Genomic DNA, 18,220 nt, shown 5'->3' with positions numbered 1-18,220 from the left:
TCAAATTTGGAGGAAGCATGTTTAAGAATACCCGTTTGTCCGCTGTACTGGCCGCTGTGCTGTTCTCGGTGACCGCAGCTACCGCCCTGGTAAGCGCCCCAGCGATGGCTGACGCGCCTGCCTCGGCAGCCGCTACGGCTCCAGCCGCTGACGCGCCTGCAGCTCCAGCAGCCGACGCGGCAGCAGCTCCAGCAGCAGAAGCAGCCGCTCCAGCTGCCGCCCCTGCTGCTCCAGCCGCTAAAGAAGAAGTCGAAAACCCATTCGGTATCGCCGCTGTGTGGGAAGCCGGCTTCGTTGCTCGTGCTACCCTGATCATCCTGTCGATCATGTCGGTCGGTTCCTGGTACATCATCGTGACCAAGATCATCGACCAGCAGAAGATCTTCAAACAGCAGAAAGAAACCGCTGCCAAGTTCTGGAAAGCATCGTCGATCGCTGCCGGTACCGCGACCCTGACCGAAGGTTCCCCATTCCGCTTCATCGCTGAATCCGGCACCAAGGCAACCGCTCACCACGACGGCGCCCTGCTGGAACAAATCGACCTGTCGACCTGGGTGACCATGTCGATCCAGCGCGCTGTTGACAAAGTGCAGTCCCGTCTGTCCGATGGCCTGTCCTTCCTGGCAACCGTTGGTTCGACCGCTCCGTTCATCGGCCTGTTCGGTACCGTGTGGGGTATTTACGGCGCGCTGACCAACATCGGTATGACCGGTAACGCATCGATCGACAAAGTTGCAGGCCCAGTGGGTGAAGCACTGATCATGACCGCTTTCGGTCTGCTGGTAGCAGTTCCTGCAGTTCTGGGTTACAACTGGCTGCTGCGTCGTAACAAGACCGCAATGGAAGATGTACGTTCCTTCTCCGCAGACGTGCACTCCGTGCTGATCTCCGGCGCAATGTCCACTTCGAACGCCGCTTCGTCGAAAAAAGTAGGTTAATACCATGTCGATGTCTGTAGGCTCCGATACCGGGGGAGAAGAGCAGCTTAACAGTGAGATCAACACGACTCCGCTCGTGGACATCATGCTGGTTCTGCTGATCATCTTCCTGATCACGAGCCCGGTCGTTCTCAAACTGCAGAAGATCAACCTGCCGGAAGAGATCAACCAGGCAATCCAGACCAAACCAGAGAACGTCAACATCGTTGTTAACAAAGATGGCGACATCTACTGGAACCAGAAGAAAATGCGCGACGCGAATGAGCTGTTCGATTTTCTGAAAGAGGAAGCTGTGAAGGTGCCTCAGCCTGAAGTTCATGTCCGCGGCGACAAAGACGCGAAATATGAATCGATTGGCCGTGTGATCTACACCACCCAGCGCGCTGGCATCCAGAAGGTCGGTTTCATCACCGAACCGCCTGATAAGATGTAAGAACAAGCCGCCCCCGGCCGTATCGGGGGCGGCCTTCTGAAAAGGAACACAATTCATGAGTATGAGCGTAGGCAGTTCCGGCGGTGAGTCGGAACCGATGATGGAAATGAACATGACGCCGATGATCGACGTCATGCTGGTTCTGATCATTCTGCTGATCATCACCATTCCAAAAGCGAACCACTCGGTTAACTTGAACATGCCGGTCGGCACCCCGCCACCGCCAACCAAGGAACCAGTGGTCGTGACCATCGACGTTGACTTCGACGGCACCATCCTGTGGGACAATGTGGTCGTACCCGACCGCCCTGCCCTGGAAAACAAGCTGATCGCCGTAGCGGCACAGGCTGACCAGCCTGAAGTGCACCTGCGTCCGAACAAGCTGGTTAACTACAGCGTGGTTGCAGGCGTAATGGCTTCGGCACAGCGTCTGGGCGTCACCAAGATTGGTCTGGTCGGCAACGAGCAGTTCCAGTAAATAATTGGGCCAAAACACCCTTTATTTTCCCAAATAGGCAGGTTATCCTGCCTATTTCGCATTTTGAAGAAAGAAAATCACCCCATGATTAAGTTTCGTCTCGCACATCTCGGCCTGGTAATGGCCGCTATCGGTTTCACCGCTGCCGTTCCAATGATGGGCGTATCGTCCATCGCTTATGCCGATACCGTGCGCGCTGAAGTGGGCAAGCCACTGCAGGAAGCGCAGAAGCTGGCCTCTTCCGGCAAATACAAGGAAGCCCTGGCGAAACTGAGGGAAGCTGATGCAGTCGGCGGCAAGTCCGAACTGGAAAAGTTCCAGATCGAATACACCCGTGGCTCGGCCGCGACCGCTGCAGGCGAGAATGAAACCGCTGCCCGCGCATTCGAACAAGTCCTCGCTTCCCCTAAGCTGTCGTCGGCCCAAGCACCAAAGATCACCGAAGCGCTGGCCAGCATCTACCTGCGCGCCCGCGATTATCCAAAAGCCATCACCTACATCCAGAAGGTGCTGAAGGATAATCCGAACAACGCCCAGATGCGCGAGCAACTGATCCAGACCTACTACCAGAGCGGCAAGCTGAATGAAGCGGCCAAGGAACTGCAAGGCGCCAAGTCCGAAGGCAACCTGCAAATGCTGGCCAACATCCAGCTCAAGCAGAACGACAAGGCCGGCTATGTGCAGACCCTGGAAAAGCTGGCGGCTGCCTATCCCAAGGCATCCTACTGGGCCGACCTGCTGAACCGCGTGGTGGGCAAGCCTGGCTTCTCCTCGACCCTGAACCTGGACGTGATGCGCCTCAAGCTGGCCCTGAAGCAGATCACCAAACCATCGGAGTTCATGGAAATGGGCCAGTTGGCCCTGCAGGCAGGCAATGCTGCTGAAGCCTTGAAGATCGTCGACGAAGGCTACAAGAAGGGTGCCCTGGGCACCGGCGCCGACGCCGGCCGCCACCAGCGCCTGAAAGACCTGGCCGCCAAGACCCTGGCTGACCAGCAGAAGAACGCTGCCACCCAGGAAGCCAACTTCCGCAAGGAAAAGGATGCTGACGGCCTGGCCAACCTGGGCTATGCCATGGTTTCCGACGGCAAGGCCGATGGCCTGAAGCTGATGGAAGAAGCGATCAAGCTGGGCAGCGGCCGCAAGCCTGAAGAAATGAAGCTGCACTACGGCGTGGCGCAGTATGTTGCAGGCAAGAAGTCTGCTGCCATCAGCACCCTGAAGTCGGTCAAAGGCACCGCTGGCGAGCCTGAACTGGCCCGTTACTGGACCATGTACATTAACAACCCGGTCTGAAGCAAGCCGGGCTGAGCCAAGAAAAGCGCTGCCTGCACCCGCAGGCAGCGCTTTTTTACTTTCAACACGTATAATCAAGCATTTGAGCCTGACAGCAACTTAAATGAAGGTATTTCGCGGACTTCCCAATGCAGCGGCGCGTGCGCCCTGCGCCCTGACGATCGGCAACTTCGATGGTGTCCACCGCGGCCACCAGGCGTTGCTGGCGCGCGTGCGCGCGGCTGCCGATCAGCTCGGGCTGGAATCGGCCGTGATGACCTTTGAACCGCATCCGCGCGAATTCTTCGCCCGCAAGATGGGCGATATGTCGAAAGCGCCGCCGCGCATCGCCAACCTGCGCGACAAGCTGCAGGCGCTGGAAAACAATGGCGTCGACCGCGTCATCGTCGAGCATTTCTGCGACGCCTTTGCCGGCCAGTCGCCGCAGGCCTTCGTCGAGAAGGTGCTGGTGGAAGGCCTGCACGTGAAATGGCTGATGGTGGGCGACGATTTCTGCTACGGCGCCAAGCGCGCCGGCAATGTCGCCTTGCTGGCCGAAGCGGGCAGGCAGTACGGCTTTGAAGTCGCAGTGCTGGCGACCGTGCGCAACGGCGAGACCCGCATTTCCTCTTCGGCCGTGCGCACTGCGCTCGCCGAAGGCGATTTCCCGCATGCGCAGGCGCTGCTGGGCCATCCTTACTCGATTTCCGGCCATGTGATCCATGGCGCCAAGCTGGGACGCGATATCGGCTTCCCGACGCTGAACCTGCGCGTGCCGCACCGCCCTGCCCTGGCCGGCATCTTCATCGTGCAAGTGCACGGCCTGGGCGACAAGCCGCTGCCGGCAGTCGCCAGCCTCGGCGTGCGCCCGACGGTGGAAGACGCCGGCCGCGTGCTGCTGGAAGTCCATGTCTTCGACTTCGCCCGGAACTGCTACGGCAAGGTGGTGCGTGTCGAATTCCTGCAAAAGATACGCGACGAAGAAAAGTTCATTGACCTGCCTACCCTGGTCAAAGCCATTGAGCGCGATGCCGACCAAGCGCGCGCCTTCTTCGCCGCCAACTCCGTCACCGACCGAATTTAGACGCTGCCCAACTCCGCAAGCGCCTACCGAAATACAAACTTAAAGCATTCATCATGTCTGACAACAAAGCGAACAAGAGCAAGTACCCGGTCAATATGACCGAAACCCCATTCCCGATGCGCGGCGACCTGGCCAAGCGCGAGCCGGGCTGGGTCAAGCAATGGCAGGACAAGAAAATCTACGAACGCGTGCGCAAGGCATCGGCCGGCCGCCCGAAATTCGTGCTGCATGACGGTCCGCCATACGCCAACGGCGACATCCACATCGGCCACGCCGTCAACAAGATCCTGAAGGACATCGTGGTCAAGTCGCGCACCCTGTCCGGCTTCGACGCGCCTTACGTGCCGGGCTGGGACTGCCACGGCATGCCGATCGAAATCCAGATAGAAAAACTGCACGGCAAAAACCTGCCGACCGCCGACGTGCTGACCAAAGCCCGCGCCTACGCGCACGAGCAGGTCGAACGCCAGAAGAAGGATTTCATCCGCCTGGGCGTCCTGGGTGAATGGGACAACCCGTACCTGACCATGAATTACGGTAACGAGGCCGACGAACTGCGCGCCCTCGGCAAGCTGCTGGAAAAAGGCTATGTCTACCGCGGCCTGAAGCCTGTCAACTGGTGCTTCGATTGCGGCTCCGCGCTGGCGGAAGCGGAAGTGGAATACCAGAACAAGCGCGACCCGGCAATCGACGTCGGCTTCGCCTTCCACGAGCACGCCAAGCTGGCGAGCGCCTTCGGCCTGCCTGCCCTGCCTGCCGGCGACGGCTTCGTGGTGATCTGGACCACCACCCCATGGACCATCCCGTCCAACCAGGCCCTGAACATGCACCACGAGGTGACCTATGCGCTGGTGCAGACCGAGCGCGAAGGCAAGCCGCTGCTGCTGATCCTGGCCAAGGACCTGGTGGCATCCTGCCTCGAGCGCTACAAGCTGGAAGGCACGGTCATCGCCACCGCCACCGGCGACAAGCTGGCAGGCATCGCCTTCAAGCACCCGCTGCACGCCCGCGACGCCTTCTACGACCGCCTGTCGCCGGTATACATCGCCGACTACGTGACCACCGAAAGCGGTACCGGCGTGGTGCACTCGGCGCCAGCCTATGGCCAGGACGACTTTATCTCCTGCAAATCGCACGGCATGAAGGACGACGACATCCTGAAGCCGGTGATGGGCGACGGCAAATACATCCCTTCCCTGCCGCTGTTCGGCGGCATGGGTATCTGGGAAGCTTCCAAGCCGATCTGCGAAGCGCTGCGCGAAGCGGGCGCCCTGTTCGAACTGAAGATGTTCGACCACAGCTACATGCACTGCTGGCGCCACAAGACCCCGATCGTCTACCGCGCCACCTCGCAGTGGTTTGCCGGCATGGACATCCAGCCGCTGGACGGCGGCTCCACCCTGCGCGAAACCGCGCTGGAAGGCATCGAGGCGACCGAATTCTTCCCTGACTGGGGCAAGGCGCGCCTGCACGGCATGATCGCCAACCGCCCGGACTGGACCCTGTCGCGCCAGCGCCAGTGGGGCGTGCCGATGGCCGTGTTCGTGCACAAAGAGACGGGCGAACTGCACCCGCGCACCGCCGAGCTGCTGGAGCAGGTGGCCAAGCTGATCGAGCAGGGCGGCATCGACGCCTGGCAGGCGCTGGATCCGGCCACCCTGCTGGGCGCGGAAGCCGAGCACTATGTGAAAAACAAGGACACGCTGGACGTGTGGTTCGACTCCGGCTGTACGCACCAGACCGTGCTGCGCGGCTCGCACCCCGAACAGTCGCACTTCCCGGCCGACCTGTACCTGGAAGGCTCGGACCAGCACCGCGGCTGGTTCCACTCCTCGCTGCTGACTTCCTCGATGCTGAACGGCCGTCCGCCGTACAAGGCGCTGCTGACCCACGGCTTCGTGGTCGATGGCGAAGGCAAGAAGATGTCCAAGTCGATCGGCAACACCGTCGCGCCGCAGAAGGTGTCCGACACCCTGGGCGCCGACATCCTGCGCCTGTGGGTTGCAGCGACCGACTACACCTCCGAGCTGTCGATCTCCGACGAGATCCTGAAGCGCGTGACCGAATCGTACCGCCGCATCCGCAACACCCTGCGCTTCCTGCTGGCCAATACCTCGGACTTCGATCCGAAGGCGAACGCCGTGCCGGTGGCCGAGCTGCTGGAAATCGACCGTTATGCACTGGCCAATATGGCCGCGCTGCAGAAAGAACTGTCGGCTCACTATGAGCGCTACGAGTTCCACCCGGTCGTGTCCAAGCTGCAGAACTTCTGCTCCGAAGACCTGGGCGGCTTCTACCTCGACATCCTGAAGGACCGCCTGTACACCACCGCGGTGGATTCCCAGGCGCGCCGCTCGGCGCAGAGCGCACTGTGGCACATCACCCAGTCGTTGCTGCGCCTGATGGCCCCGATCCTGTGCTTCACCGCCGAAGAAGCATGGGCCTCGTTCGCCGGCGCAGAAAGTTTCAAAGCCAGCGACGAGACCATCTACACCCAGACCTGGTGGCAGCTGCCGGAACTGGCTGATGGCGAAGCCCTGATGGCCAAATACGCGACCCTCATCGCCGTGCGCGCCGACGTCACCAAGCAGCTCGAAGAACTGCGCGGCTCCGGCGCAATCGGCTCGTCGCTGCAGGCGGAGCTGGAGATCAAGGCCGCCGGCGACAAGTTCAAGGTATTGTCCTCGCTGGACGACGACCTGAAGTTCATCTTCATCACCTCGCTGGCCAAGGCAGTCGAAGTGGCGGCAGAAGAGGATGAGGCGGTGAACGTCGCAGCATCGACCGCGCAAAAGTGCGAGCGCTGCTGGCACTACCGCGCCGACGTTGGTTCGCACGCCGACCACCCGGGCCTGTGCGGCCGTTGCCACTCCAACCTGTTCGGCGCCGGCGAATCCCGCAAGTTCGCTTAAACCGGTAGGGCGATGTCTGACCCGCTGGGTCAGACACCTGACACGCGACAGCCGCGCATCGGTGCCTGACCCAGCGGGTCGGGCACCGGGTTACCGGTTCTGGCACGCATAGAGAAAAAGCTACTTATGGCCACCAAAAAGACCAACACCTTCAGCAGCAAACCCGCTTCCGGCAGCCTTGCTCCCTGGCTGGGAATCGCCTTCATCATCATCCTGCTCGACCAGCTGTCCAAGATCACGATCAGCAAGCTGTTCGTGTATGGCGAAGAAAAGGTCATCACCGGCTTCTTCAACCTGGTGCTGGCCTATAACAAGGGCGCCGCATTCAGCTTCCTGGCCAACGAAGGCGGCTGGCAGCGCCACCTGTTCACCGCCATCGGCGTGTTCGCGGCGCTGTACATCATCTACCTGCTGATGCGCCACAGCGGCCAGCGCATGTTCTGCTGGGCCCTGTCGCTGATCCTGGGCGGCGCAGTGGGCAACGTGATCGACCGTATCTGGCATGGCCACGTGATCGATTTCCTCGATTTCCACTGGGCGTCCTTCGGCCACTTCCCGGCCTTCAACATCGCCGACACCGCTATCTGCATCGGCGCCGCACTGTTCGTACTGGACGAACTGCGCCGCGTGAACAAGTAGGAGCAGCATCATGGAACTGACTGGCAAAAAAATCGTCCTCGGCCTGTCCGGCGGCGTGGCTTGCTACAAAGCCGCTGAACTGTGCCGCGCGCTGGCCAGGGAAGGCGCCTCGGTGCAGGTTGTGATGACCGACGCCGCCACCCACTTCATCACCCCGGTGACGATGCAGGCGCTGTCCGGCAAGCCGGTGTTCAGCAGCCAGTGGGATCCACGCGTGAACAACAATATGGCGCACATCGACGTCACCCGCGACGCCGACGCCATCCTGATCGCGCCCTGCTCCGCTGACTTTATTTACAAGCTGTCGCATGGCGTGTGCGACGACCTGCTGTCGACCATGTGCCTGGCCCGCCCGCGCAATGTGCCGCTGCTGATCGCGCCTGCCATGAACGTGGAAATGTGGTCCAACCCGGCCACCCAGCGCAATGTGGACCAGGTGCGTGAAGACGGCATCACCGTTTTCGGTCCGGCCGCCGGCGACCAGGCCTGCGGCGAAACAGGCCTGGGCCGCATGCTGGAACCGGAACAGCTGCTGGCGGAAATGATCGCAGCCTTCCAGCCGAAAGTCCTGGCAGGCAAACGCATCCTGGTTACCGCCGGCCCGACCTTCGAAGCCATCGACCCGGTGCGCGGCATCACCAATCTCTCTTCCGGCAAGATGGGCTATGCCGTGGCGCGTGCCGCGCGTGAAGCCGGCGCCGAGGTGACCCTGGTGTCCGGCCCGACCGCGCTGGCAACGCCGTTCGGCGTGGAGCGCCACGACGTCAAGAGCGCACAGCAGATGTATGACGCCGTGATGGACCAGATCGGCGGCCAGCACGTATTCATCTCCGTGGCGGCGGTAGCCGACTGGAAGGTGGTGAATCCGAGCGCGCAGAAGGTCAAGAAAACCGGCGACGGCAGCGTGCCGGAACTGAAGTTCGAACAGAACCCGGACATCCTGGCCAGCGTGGCCACCCGCACCAGCCTGGCCGGCTGGCCTTACTGCGTAGGCTTCGCCGCCGAATCGGAAAACCTGATCGAATACGGCGCCAGCAAACGAGAACGCAAAGGAATCCCGCTCCTGGTCGGCAACATCGGCCACAACACCTTCGGCCAGGACGACAACACCATCATCCTGTTTGACGAACACGGACATACCATTTTGCCGCGCGCCGACAAGCTCACGCTGGCGCGCCAGCTGATTTCCGAAATCGCCAAACGCATCGACAAGAACTCGCTATTCCAATGAAAACTGTAGACGTCAAAATCCTCGACCCGCGCATGAAAGAACAGATGCCGGCCTATGCAACCCCTGGCAGCGCCGGCCTCGACCTGCGTGCCTGCATCGATGCGCCGCTGGTGATCGAGCCGGGCCAGACCGTGCTGGTGCCGACCGGCCTGGCAATCCACATCGCCGACCCGGGCTACGCTGCCATGATCTTGCCGCGTTCCGGCATGGGCCACAAGAACGGCATTGTTTTAGGGAATCTGGTAGGCTTGATTGACTCCGATTACCAGGGACAGTTGATGGTGTCTACCTGGAACCGGGGCTTAAACACGTTTACGCTGAATCCAATGGAGCGCCTGGCGCAATTGATCATCGTGCCCGTGCTGCAAGTTGGCTTCAATGTTGTCGAAGACTTCGAGGCCAGCGACCGCGGCGCCGGAGGTTTCGGCAGCACTGGCAAGCACTAAGGAAATATATATGGCAGTAGAGCAATGCAATCACATTTCTTCGCCGGCCCGCCGGCTGACCTGGCCCGCGATTGCGGCCACGCTTTTGCTCTCTGCCTGTTCCACCATCCAGCCCGGCAGCGAGCCTGCCGCACCGGCACAGCCGATCCCGCCGTCGGCGCCAGCCGCCCCGGTAGTCACGCCGCAAATGCAGGCCGCACGCGACAACCTGAAAGTCATCGCCGGCCAGCAGGAGCGCCTGTACCGCATCGCCGCCCCGCTGCTGATCAATAACGCCGACCTGTGCAAGGCGCAAGCGCGCAACATGCTCGGCTTCACGGCCAAGAACAAGTACTCCTATCCGGGCGAATACGCCGACGCCTCGAGCGCCGTGCTGGGTTACGACGACGTGCTGCAGGTGTCCGGCGTGCTGGCCGGCAGCGGTGCCGCCAAGGCCGGCCTGCGCAAGGGAGACGACCTGATCGCCGCCGGCGGCAAAGCGCTGCCGAAAGGCCACGATGCCGAAAGCAAGGCCGCTGCCGTCTTCGGTCCATTGACCGCCAGCAGTGCTACGCTGAGCATGACCATTGCCCGCAACGGCAGCAACCAGACGCTGAATGTACCGGTGACCCGCGCCTGCGCCTTCCGCGTCGACCTGGGCAACTCGGACAATGTGAACGCCTACAACGACGGCAGCCGCGTCATGCTCACGCGCGGCATGATCAACTTCGCGCAGAACGATGAAGCAGTAGCCTACGTGATGGCAAAAGAACTGGCGCATAACATCCTGGGCCACGCCGGCTCGATGCGCAGCACCGCCACCATGGCCAGCATCATCGACAACCTGGCGTCCGTGCGGCCTGACCTGACCATGCTGGTCGGGACAGCCGGCGTGCGCCCAATGCCAGCCGATTACGACGTGGCGGCCGACAACCTGGCGCTGTACATGCTGGCGCGCGCCGGCTATAACATCGGCAACGCGCATAGCTTCTGGCAACGCCTGTCCGGCCAGTATCCCGCCACGGCGCTGAATGGCTACACCGCGATCCATCCCAACGTCACCGCGCGCCTGGCCGCGATGGACCGCAGCGTGTCCGAAATCAAGGCCAAGCAGGCCGCCAAGCGTCCGCTGCTGCCATGAAAACGGTGGTCCTGCTGCTCGCCATGGCGCCCTGCATCGCGCTGGCGGGCCCCTGGACCACCGTCTCCAGAGATAAGGACAGCACCCTGATGCTGGACAGTAAATCGGTGCGCAGCGCAGCCGAAGGCCGCAAGGCCTGGACCATGGAAACTTTCCGCAAGCCGCAGACTGCGCCCGACGGCAAGATGTACCTCTCGGTGCGCTCGCTGCACCTGTATGCCTGCGACGCCGGCACCCGGACCCTGCTCAGCCAGACCTTCCACGCCGATGTACTGGGCAAGGGCGAGCCGGTCGGCACCTTCAAATACGAAGCCTACGATCCCGAAACGGCCGCCCCCGACAGCCTGCCCGGCAAGGCCCTCGAGGCCGTCTGCAAAAAGCGCTGACCCTTGCTATAGTTCGGTGCATGGACAGCATCGACCTCGAAGTACTCAAGACTTGCTCCGCCTGGCTGGCAGCAGGACACCGCTGCCAACTGGTCACGGTCATCCGCACCTGGGGCTCCAGCCCGCGCCCGATCGGCGCCACCCTCGCCATCTGCGACGATGGCCGCGTGGTCGGCTCGGTCTCCGGCGGCTGTATCGAGGACGACCTGATCGAGCGCGTGCGCAAGGAGGGCATCGTACGCGAGTTGCCCGAGGTCGTCAGCTACGGCATCACCGCCGATGAAGCCCACCACTTCGGCCTGCCCTGCGGCGGCACCATCGAACTGGCGCTGGAACCGCTTGGCCCGCACAGCCGCATCGACCAGCTGCTGCAGCGCCTGGCAGCACACGAACTGGTGGCGCGCACGCTCAATTTAAGCGACGGCTCAGTCATGCTCGAGCGCGCCCGTCCCGGCGCCGTGCTGGAGCGCAGCGGCGACCTGCTGCTCACCCAGCACGGCCCGCGCTGGCGGCTGCTGATCATCGGCGCCGGACAGCTCTCGCGCATGCTGGCGCAGATTGCCACTGCCATGGATTACCACGTCACCGTGTGCGACCCGCGCGAGGAATACCGCGCCGGCTGGGCCCTGCCCGAGGTGCCGCTGGTGCACGCCATGCCGGACGACCTGGTGCTGGAGATGCAGCTCGACTCGCGTAGCGCGGTAGTGGCGCTGACGCACGACCCCAAGCTGGACGACATGGCGCTGATGGAAGCGCTCAAGTCCAACGCCTTCTATATTGGCGCCATCGGCTCGCGCGCCAATAACAGCAAGCGGCGCGAACGGCTGCTGCAGTTCGACCTCACGGAAGAACAGATTGCCCGCCTGCACGGGCCGATCGGCCTGTACATCGGCAGCAAGACGCCGCCGGAGATCGCCATCTCCATCCTGGCCGAAATGACGGCGATAAAGAACGGCGTCCCCGAAGTGCTGCAGATCAACCACGCCGCCGCCCTCGCAACAGCCCCCGGCCCCGCCTGCCCGACATGAATTCAATCGCAAGAACCAGCTTGCTACAGCCCAGCCCGTGTTCCACCATGGGGTCACGCCCGAAATGGGACACGGGTGTGACCCCACGGTGTGACACGAACTGAACAGTATGAATACTTCGAACCTTCTCAAATTGATTTTGCTGGCTGCCATCTGGGGCGGCTCTTTCCTGTTCATGCGGATTGCGGCGCCGGTGCTGGGGCCGGGCGTGCTGATCGAGTATCGCGTGACATTTGCGGCAATCTTCCTGGCCTTAGTGGCGCTGGTGCTGCGCAAGCGGCTGGACCTGGGCAAGCATTGGAAACATTACCTGGTGCTGGGCTTCTTTAATTCTGCCCTGCCCTTCCTGTTGTTTGCCTTTGCGGCCAAGACGCTGACAGCTTCCGTGCTGTCGGTCTTGAATGCGACAGCGCCGATCTGGGGCGCCATCGTTGGCGCCGTGTGGCATCGCCATATGGTTTCCAGGCGCGTGATGCTTGGCCTGGCCTTGGGCACAACTGGCGTTGCGATGCTGGTCGGGTTCGATCATGCCAGCAGCAAGGAAGGCGCCGGGCTGGCCATCGCTGCCGCGACCCTGGCGGCCTTCAGCTATAGCATTGCCACCACCTACACCAAGGTGGCCAAATCGGCACAGGGCGTCGAGCCTTTCGCCAACGCCCACGGCAGCATGTGGGCGGCGGCCTTGCTGACCATTCCTTCCCTGGCGATCTTCCCGCAGCCCGGGGAGCCGACCGTCGGCATCATGGCCGCTGCATTGGCGCTGGGTGTACTGTGCAGCGGCATCGCTTACCTGCTGTACTTCGGCCTGGTGCGCGATGTGGGGCCGACTTCGGCACTGACCGTCACTTTCCTGAATCCCTTGTTCGGTATTTTGTGGGGTGCGCTTTTCCTGCATGAGGTGGTGGGCTGGTACACGATTGCCGGTGCGGCCATCGTCATCACCGGCACCATGCTGGTCACCGGCTACAAGGTCAAGCTGCCCTGGATGCGAAAGTCCGAGGCCGTATGAAGCATACGTTTTCACTGTCCCTGCCTGCCGCCTATCGCGTGCAGGATGTCCTGGCCTTTCACGGCCGCGATGCCGAAAGCGTCGCGGAACAAGTGAATGACGAGGCGATCCGCAAGGGCGTGCTGTTCGATGGCGTGCCGGTGCTGCTCGCGGTCGCGCTGCCGAAGGGGCGCGCGCGCTCCATCGCCTGTGAGGCCGACATTGACTTGCCGCGGGCGCGCAAGGTTCCGCCTGCGCTGGCGGCGCAAGTCGAGGCCGCGACCCGCAATATCCTCGGCCTGCACATTGATCCGGCGCCCTTCGTTGCGTTCGCCCGCGACGATGAGCTGCTGGGGCCTCTGGTCGCTCGCCAGCCGGGGCTGCGGATCGTGCAGTCGGCAACTGTATTCGAAGCCCTGACCTGGGCCATCATCGGCCAGCAAATCAACCTGTCCTTTGCCATCGCCTTGCGCCGCACCTTCATCCTGCAGGCGGGACGCCAGCATAAGAACGGTTTGTGGTGCTATCCGGAAGCGGTCGACGTGGCCAGGCTTACCGTCGAAGACCTGACCACCCGCAAATTCTCGCGTGCCAAAGCGGAAACCCTGATCCGCTTCGCGCAGCTTGTCGCCGACGGTGACCTCGATATCGAGGAGCGCGAGGACAACCCGATCCCGGCGATCTGCCGCAACCTGCTGGCGGTCAAGGGCATCGGTCCCTGGACGATCAACTATGCCCTGCTGCGCGGCTACGGCTACGCCGATTGCTCATTGCATGGCGACGTCGCCATCCGCGCAGCGCTGCAGCGCTTGCTGGGCGAGGAGAGCAAGCCGGACATGGTGCGCACCGAAGCCCTGCTGCAGCGCTATTCCCCGCACCGCACGATGGCGGCGGCCCACCTGTGGGCCAGCCTGGCATTCGAGCCCTGAACTCAATAGTAGTATTTGGTTTTTTTGGCCCAGTCGCTGCTCGGGTACAGCTTGTGCAGCATGGCGAAGGCTTGCTTCGAATACTTGTTGCGCAACTCCCATTGCGCTGGCGTTGGTCCCTCCGCAGTCGGCGCCCACGCGCACTCGTTGCGCATCGATGCTAGCAGGAGATGCAAGGCTTTCGGTGCTTCGACGTCATTCGGCTTGGCCGAAGCCCATGCCATCAGCGTCGGGGCCAGGAACATCGAGCGCAGTGACAGCTGGCGCAATCCTTGCTGCTCCCGCTCGCCTTCCGCGCGCTGCTCCTTGCCCAGGAAGCGCGGCGCCGGCGCCGGCCGCTCGCCGATATTGACAGGCCGGCAGGACCCATCGTTACCAAGGCCTGCCTGGGTGAATACGTGCGGCCTCAGTTCCGGAGTATTCACCAGTATCAGTGCAGCGGCCAGCTTGCGGTCCGCCCCGCTGGCAGCCTTGCGATAGCGCGCGTACAAATGTGCGGTCGTGTTGCGCCCCTCGGCAACGCTATCCAGCAATGAGAGCGCGCTCGCCTCATCATTCGCAACCAGCGCGCGCGTGAAGATGGCCTCCCGCAGCTCCACTTTCCAGGCTGGCAGCAAATCGGGGTTGGCGTACAGCGTCTTCAGGCTGGCCAATGGCAAGTGGCGGTACACCGCCACGCGAAAATCGTCGTCGGTTCCTTCCGGATCTTTTGCCCCATCATCGATCGGTGCGCCGCGCTCCACTGGGTCCTGTACGCGCCGTCCGGCCTTGACAAAGCCCTCCAGCGAGCCTGTCGTCAGCATCTTCAGCGCCAGGAAGCGGTTGGTGGTGGCGACCGACATGGCTTTGCCTTGGCTTGCCAGCAGGCGGTCGATGTCCCTGTCGGCCTGCGCCAATTGGTTTTCCGAAACGGCCAGCCGAACCAGGTTGTATTGCATGGTCTGGTAGAGCGGATGGCCGGCCGGCACTGCGGCAGCTGCTTTCTTTTCGGCTTCGCTAAGCTCGCCAGGCCTGGCGAATGTAAGCAGGGGCGCCAGCCATAGGGCGTCGCCATGCTTCTGCCAATGCTGGCGCGTCGCATCCAGTGCCAATTTGCGGCGTTCTATCACTTCGGGATTGTCGCTGCCGTCATACCAATCGAACGAATTGCCCTGCATGGTGCCGATCCATGCCGTCAGCGGCTCCTTGGCGCCGATCATTTCGTTGCGAGGCAGCTTATCAAGCAGCAGCAGGTAATCGCTCAGCATGCCTGGTGTATCGGCAGTGAAAGGTTCCTGCTCCAGGCGGTGTGCCAACAGCTTGACCTGCGCGGCGGGGTCGAGGCGTGCATCGACCAGCAACATCATCTGCCTCGCTGGGGCGTAGGATGGCGCCAGCGCCGCAAGTTCCTCGCGCGCCTGCTTGAATTTGGCGACGCGGCTGTCGCTCGCGCCTTCTCCTTGCAGCGTAGCGCTGCGGATCAGGCATCGCGCTGCCAGGTAGGCGCCCAGCGGCTGCCAGGGCGAATTCGTATCCTGCGCCACGGCGAGGAATTGGCGGCGCGCGGCGTCGAGATTGCCCGAATAGAAATTGGCCGCCGCTTCCTGGTAGGCGCGGTCTGCCTTCAGCCAGGCGGGGGCATCATCAGGTATTGCTGGCGGCAGCACCGCTTGCGACGGTGCCGATTGCGCGCCGCAATTGGCGAACACCGCGTCCTGCCCTTCCAGCCAGGCCTTGAACCACTGGTCAGGCTTGCCGCCGGGCCCAAGTTGCGCACGCGCCTTGGCGCTAACGGCGGCCCGCCGGAAGGCATCGGCGTGGCAGTTCACATAATTGCTCCAGTCCTCACTGCCCGTGATCACGACCTTGGCCTCAGCCGGCAACCCTGCTTGCACTGCGAGCGGCGCGCGAGCCTTGAACCAGTCTGCGCTGCCATTTCTCTCGGCATTGCCCACATAGTCCCAGGCCCTGTAGTGATCCCCCAAGTGCCAACCCGACACTTTGAGCGAGGCCGCTTGCGCCGGTGTGATGGCGCGCCCTTTGGCAGCCTGGTAAGCCAGGTAGAGGTAGACCCGCCAATAGCTGCTCGATAGCACGCCCAGGTTGCCGGCGGCATACTTGGGCAGCGCGCCTGGCGCCACCATGAGTTCATTGGCGTAGAGGTTGTAGGTGAAGCCATCGAAGCCGCTGGAAAACGCATATTGCGGCAGGGCGATGAGCGCGGCGACAGCTGCGAGCTTGCGCAGCTTGGGGAAGCATTTCATGGAGCGTGTACCTTGCTTGGGGAATGGAGGGCCTGCCATTGGGCCGCGGTCCAGGATCGGGGCGAAAAATAATAGCTGCGCGGGGCAAGCCGGCGCAGCCGCGGTTCGTCGGTTGCGTAGCCAACCGCCTGGCGGCAATAGGGCTGGCTGAAACCTTGCCAGCGCAGGCGCTGGCGCAGCGCATGCTGTTGCTGACCCATGCGGAAAGCCATGGGCACAACTTCATCGGCCATGCCCTCGGCCAGCCACGCATCGTCGAGGCACCAGGATGCGAGCGCCGTCACCGATAGCGCCACTTCGGGCGGCAAGGCGCGCCGAATGGCAGCGACAGTACGCGCCAGGAATGGGCGCTGCGAGCGCCTCACTTCGAAATCGAGTTGCACCACCTGCCGGTTGGCCCCCGGCGCAATGCGCAGCAGCTCCTGAACGATGGCCTGCATCTGCGCATCGTTGAATGCCGGCGGCTCGCGCCCCGATAAGTCGACGTGCAGCACCGGCACGCGCGCGGTAGCCGGGTCCACCAACAGGCGCGCGGTACGCGGACGCACCAGCGCTTGCTCGCCTTGCAGCATGATGCTGGAGGCGACGAATGCGACGCCGGCATCGCCAGGCAGCCAGCGCAGGTCTTCCGCACGCTCCCAGGCCCACGCCATCTGCAGCGGCAGCAACGCCAGCGCCGGATGCGCATTCGGCACACGACTGCTGTCCGCGCGGGCCAGCAGCAGGATGACTATAAGTAAAAGCAAACGTTGCATGCCCAACATCATAAGGGATGGATGCCGTACCATCACGTTTTTGCACGCAGCGCTTGACCCTCACCCAGCGTCAGGCTCCAGCATGCTGGTAACGTAACGAACAAAAGGAGCACTGCATGATGTTGAAAGTAGGTGAACTGGCGCGCCGTTCAGGCCTGACCGTCCGCGCCTTGCACCATTACGACAGCATTGGCTTGCTCAAGCCTTCGGGACGTTCCGATGCCGGCTACCGCCTGTATAACCGCGACGACGTGGCCCGCCTGCACCAGGTGCAGGCGCTGCGCCGCTTCGGTATGGCGCTGTCCGACATTGGTCAATTCCTGGCCAAGCCCGGCACTTCCCTGCCCGACCTGATTGCGCGCCAGATCGATTCGCTCGACCAGCAAATCGCCGAAGCCGCCAAGCTGCGCGAGCAGCTCGTGGCCCTGCGCGGGCAATTACTGGCAGGCGAAGAACCGGAATTGGCTACCTGGCTAACCACACTGGAGCAAATGACCGTGTACGACAAATACTTTAGCAAGGAAGAACTGGCACAACTGCCGATGTACAGCGATCCGGCCGCGCCCGAAGAATGGGCCAAGCTGATCGAAGCCGTGGGACAGAAAATGGCGGCAGGCGTGGCGCCGTCCGATCCAGCGGTGCAAGAATTGGCGCAGAAATGGATGGCAACATTCAGCCGCCAGGCTGGCCACAGTTTCGACATGATGCGGCGACTCGACCATATGTGGTCAAGTGAAGAGGAATACCGCAAATCAAGTGGCATCACGGTCGAGATGCGCGACTACGTCGCGGCAGCGGGCGGCCTGAGCAAACTGGCAATCTACGGCAAATACATGCTGCCCGAGGAAATCGAGACCATGCACAAGCATTTCAGCACCCGGGCGCAGGAATGGCCGGGGCTGATCAGCGAAATCCGCGACCAGATGGCCGCCAACCCCTCGCCCCTGGCGCCGGAAGCGCGTGCCCTGGCGCATCGCTGGTACGCACTGTTCACCGATATGGTCGGCAATGCACCGGGCGTTCGCGAGCGCTTCCGTAAAGCACTTGAAAACGAACCCGCGCTCAATGCCGGCCGCATGATGAGCGACGATTTGCTGGATTTCCTGCGCCAGGCCCACGCCGCGGAATAAAACGGCGAAAAAAAACCGTCATCGCAAGCTGCCGATGACGGTTTCTTCTGAATTCTGGTTGCGGGGACAGGATTTGAACCTGTGACCTTCGGGTTATGAGCCCGACGAGCTGCCAGACTGCTCCACCCCGCGTCTGATGCAAGTATTATAGGGCCTCCCGCCAATTTAGGCAATATTTATCCCACATCTTCTTACGATAGCTCGA

17 protein-coding genes and 1 tRNA gene are annotated in these 18,220 nt (G+C 62.4%); 15 read left to right on the top strand and 3 right to left on the bottom strand.

Annotation, left to right across the window (positions count from 1 at the left end; all coding sequences use genetic code 11):
• Positions 1-17: 17 nt before the first annotated feature.
• The 14 genes from ASE26_RS00285 (at position 18) to ASE26_RS00220 (ending at position 13,887) form a co-directional block, all read left to right on the top strand.
• Complete coding sequence (locus ASE26_RS00285; protein ID WP_082507291.1) at positions 18-938, top strand: MotA/TolQ/ExbB proton channel family protein; 921 nt, start codon at positions 18-20, stop codon at positions 936-938.
• A gap of 4 nt (positions 939-942) precedes the next feature.
• Positions 943-1,371 carry a biopolymer transporter ExbD gene (locus ASE26_RS00280; RefSeq protein ID WP_028101866.1) on the top strand — a complete coding sequence of 143 codons (429 nt, stop codon included), beginning with the start codon at positions 943-945 and terminating at the stop codon, positions 1,369-1,371.
• A 55-nt stretch (positions 1,372-1,426) separates the two neighbouring features.
• Complete coding sequence (locus ASE26_RS00275; protein WP_200953793.1) at positions 1,427-1,849, top strand: biopolymer transporter ExbD; 423 nt, start codon at positions 1,427-1,429, stop codon at positions 1,847-1,849.
• Positions 1,850-1,933: 84 nt separating this feature from the next.
• Positions 1,934-3,145, top strand: a complete 1,212-nt coding sequence (locus ASE26_RS00270; RefSeq protein WP_055930566.1) for a lipopolysaccharide assembly protein LapB — start codon at positions 1,934-1,936, stop codon at positions 3,143-3,145.
• Positions 3,146-3,248: 103 nt separating this feature from the next.
• Positions 3,249-4,208 carry a bifunctional riboflavin kinase/FAD synthetase gene (locus tag ASE26_RS00265; RefSeq protein ID WP_055930563.1) on the top strand — a complete coding sequence of 320 codons (960 nt, stop codon included), beginning with the start codon at positions 3,249-3,251 and terminating at the stop codon, positions 4,206-4,208.
• Between the two features lie 53 nt (positions 4,209-4,261).
• Complete coding sequence (gene ileS, locus ASE26_RS00260) at positions 4,262-7,120, top strand: isoleucine--tRNA ligase (protein ID WP_057245417.1); 2,859 nt, start codon at positions 4,262-4,264, stop codon at positions 7,118-7,120.
• A gap of 126 nt (positions 7,121-7,246) precedes the next feature.
• A complete protein-coding gene (lspA, locus tag ASE26_RS00255; protein WP_055930557.1) occupies positions 7,247-7,759 on the top strand; it encodes a signal peptidase II in 513 nt (170 codons plus the stop codon).
• A gap of 10 nt (positions 7,760-7,769) precedes the next feature.
• Positions 7,770-8,990, top strand: coding sequence for a bifunctional phosphopantothenoylcysteine decarboxylase/phosphopantothenate--cysteine ligase CoaBC (gene coaBC, locus ASE26_RS00250; RefSeq protein ID WP_200960787.1), 1,221 nt, complete (start codon positions 7,770-7,772; stop codon positions 8,988-8,990).
• A complete protein-coding gene (gene dut / locus ASE26_RS00245; RefSeq protein ID WP_055930551.1) occupies positions 8,987-9,436 on the top strand; it encodes a dUTP diphosphatase in 450 nt (149 codons plus the stop codon). Before coaBC ends, dut begins: the two co-directional genes overlap by 4 nt.
• Before the next feature lie 10 nt (positions 9,437-9,446).
• The gene (locus tag ASE26_RS00240) at positions 9,447-10,556 is read left to right on the top strand and encodes a M48 family metallopeptidase (protein ID WP_057245415.1); all 1,110 of its coding nucleotides are present in this window, start codon (positions 9,447-9,449) and stop codon (positions 10,554-10,556) included.
• Positions 10,553-10,942 (top strand): surface-adhesin E family protein, encoded by a 390-nt coding sequence (locus ASE26_RS00235; RefSeq protein WP_057245414.1) that lies wholly within the window; start codon positions 10,553-10,555, stop codon positions 10,940-10,942. Before ASE26_RS00240 ends, ASE26_RS00235 begins: the two co-directional genes overlap by 4 nt.
• Before the next feature lie 20 nt (positions 10,943-10,962).
• Positions 10,963-11,970 carry an XdhC family protein gene (locus tag ASE26_RS00230; RefSeq protein ID WP_057245413.1) on the top strand — a complete coding sequence of 336 codons (1,008 nt, stop codon included), beginning with the start codon at positions 10,963-10,965 and terminating at the stop codon, positions 11,968-11,970.
• Positions 11,971-12,079: 109 nt separating this feature from the next.
• Positions 12,080-12,979 (top strand): DMT family transporter, encoded by a 900-nt coding sequence (locus tag ASE26_RS00225; protein WP_055930538.1) that lies wholly within the window; start codon positions 12,080-12,082, stop codon positions 12,977-12,979.
• Complete coding sequence (locus tag ASE26_RS00220) at positions 12,976-13,887, top strand: DNA-3-methyladenine glycosylase 2 (RefSeq protein ID WP_055930534.1); 912 nt, start codon at positions 12,976-12,978, stop codon at positions 13,885-13,887. The genes ASE26_RS00225 and ASE26_RS00220 overlap by 4 nt, the downstream gene beginning before the upstream one ends.
• Before the next feature lie 2 nt (positions 13,888-13,889).
• Here ASE26_RS00220 and ASE26_RS00215 read toward each other — a convergent pair whose 3' ends face one another.
• Together ASE26_RS00215 and ASE26_RS00210 are read right to left on the bottom strand one after the other, a co-directional pair.
• On the bottom strand, positions 13,890-16,130 hold the full coding sequence (locus ASE26_RS00215) for a hypothetical protein (protein ID WP_057245412.1): 2,241 nt from the start codon (positions 16,128-16,130) through the stop codon (positions 13,890-13,892).
• A complete protein-coding gene (locus ASE26_RS00210) occupies positions 16,127-16,885 on the bottom strand; it encodes a hypothetical protein (RefSeq protein ID WP_156397988.1) in 759 nt (252 codons plus the stop codon). The genes ASE26_RS00215 and ASE26_RS00210 overlap by 4 nt, the downstream gene beginning before the upstream one ends.
• 116 nt (positions 16,886-17,001) lie before the next feature.
• On the opposite strand from ASE26_RS00210, the gene ASE26_RS00205 reads away from it, so the two are divergent.
• On the top strand, positions 17,002-18,015 hold the full coding sequence (locus tag ASE26_RS00205) for a MerR family transcriptional regulator (RefSeq protein ID WP_055930525.1): 1,014 nt from the start codon (positions 17,002-17,004) through the stop codon (positions 18,013-18,015).
• A gap of 55 nt (positions 18,016-18,070) precedes the next feature.
• Here the strand turns inward: ASE26_RS00205 and ASE26_RS00200 are convergent.
• Positions 18,071-18,147: transfer RNA gene (locus ASE26_RS00200), tRNA-Met, on the bottom strand.
• Positions 18,148-18,220: the final 73 nt, after the last annotated feature.

This window comes from Duganella sp. Root198D2 (assembly GCF_001428585.1).
Lineage (GTDB): Bacteria > Pseudomonadota > Gammaproteobacteria > Burkholderiales > Burkholderiaceae_D > Rugamonas.
The sequence above is the reverse complement of the archived record's forward strand: the minus strand, read 5'-3'. Positions and strand labels throughout refer to the sequence as shown.

Excerpts from the sequence above, each read along its gene's own strand:
- lspA (WP_055930557.1), top strand. The coding sequence starts at position 7,247 with ATGGCCACCAAAAAGACCAACACCTTCAGCAGCAAACCCGCTTCCGGC.
- ASE26_RS00285 (WP_082507291.1), top strand. The coding sequence starts at position 18 with ATGTTTAAGAATACCCGTTTGTCCGCTGTACTGGCCGCTGTGCTGTTC.
- ASE26_RS00240 (WP_057245415.1), top strand. The coding sequence starts at position 9,447 with ATGGCAGTAGAGCAATGCAATCACATTTCTTCGCCGGCCCGCCGGCTG.
- ASE26_RS00280 (WP_028101866.1), top strand. The coding sequence starts at position 943 with ATGTCGATGTCTGTAGGCTCCGATACCGGGGGAGAAGAGCAGCTTAAC.
- ASE26_RS00230 (WP_057245413.1), top strand. The coding sequence starts at position 10,963 with ATGGACAGCATCGACCTCGAAGTACTCAAGACTTGCTCCGCCTGGCTG.
- ASE26_RS00205 (WP_055930525.1), top strand. The coding sequence starts at position 17,002 with ATGATGTTGAAAGTAGGTGAACTGGCGCGCCGTTCAGGCCTGACCGTC.
- ASE26_RS00225 (WP_055930538.1), top strand. The coding sequence starts at position 12,080 with ATGAATACTTCGAACCTTCTCAAATTGATTTTGCTGGCTGCCATCTGG.
- ileS (WP_057245417.1), top strand. The coding sequence starts at position 4,262 with ATGTCTGACAACAAAGCGAACAAGAGCAAGTACCCGGTCAATATGACC.
- ASE26_RS00270 (WP_055930566.1), top strand. The coding sequence starts at position 1,934 with ATGATTAAGTTTCGTCTCGCACATCTCGGCCTGGTAATGGCCGCTATC.
- ASE26_RS00275 (WP_200953793.1), top strand. The coding sequence starts at position 1,427 with ATGAGTATGAGCGTAGGCAGTTCCGGCGGTGAGTCGGAACCGATGATG.
- ASE26_RS00265 (WP_055930563.1), top strand. The coding sequence starts at position 3,249 with ATGAAGGTATTTCGCGGACTTCCCAATGCAGCGGCGCGTGCGCCCTGC.
- ASE26_RS00210 (WP_156397988.1), bottom strand. The coding sequence starts at position 16,885 with ATGCAACGTTTGCTTTTACTTATAGTCATCCTGCTGCTGGCCCGCGCG.
- coaBC (WP_200960787.1), top strand. The coding sequence starts at position 7,770 with ATGGAACTGACTGGCAAAAAAATCGTCCTCGGCCTGTCCGGCGGCGTG.
- ASE26_RS00215 (WP_057245412.1), bottom strand. The coding sequence starts at position 16,130 with ATGAAATGCTTCCCCAAGCTGCGCAAGCTCGCAGCTGTCGCCGCGCTC.
- ASE26_RS00220 (WP_055930534.1), top strand. The coding sequence starts at position 12,976 with ATGAAGCATACGTTTTCACTGTCCCTGCCTGCCGCCTATCGCGTGCAG.
- dut (WP_055930551.1), top strand. The coding sequence starts at position 8,987 with ATGAAAACTGTAGACGTCAAAATCCTCGACCCGCGCATGAAAGAACAG.
- ASE26_RS00235 (WP_057245414.1), top strand. The coding sequence starts at position 10,553 with ATGAAAACGGTGGTCCTGCTGCTCGCCATGGCGCCCTGCATCGCGCTG.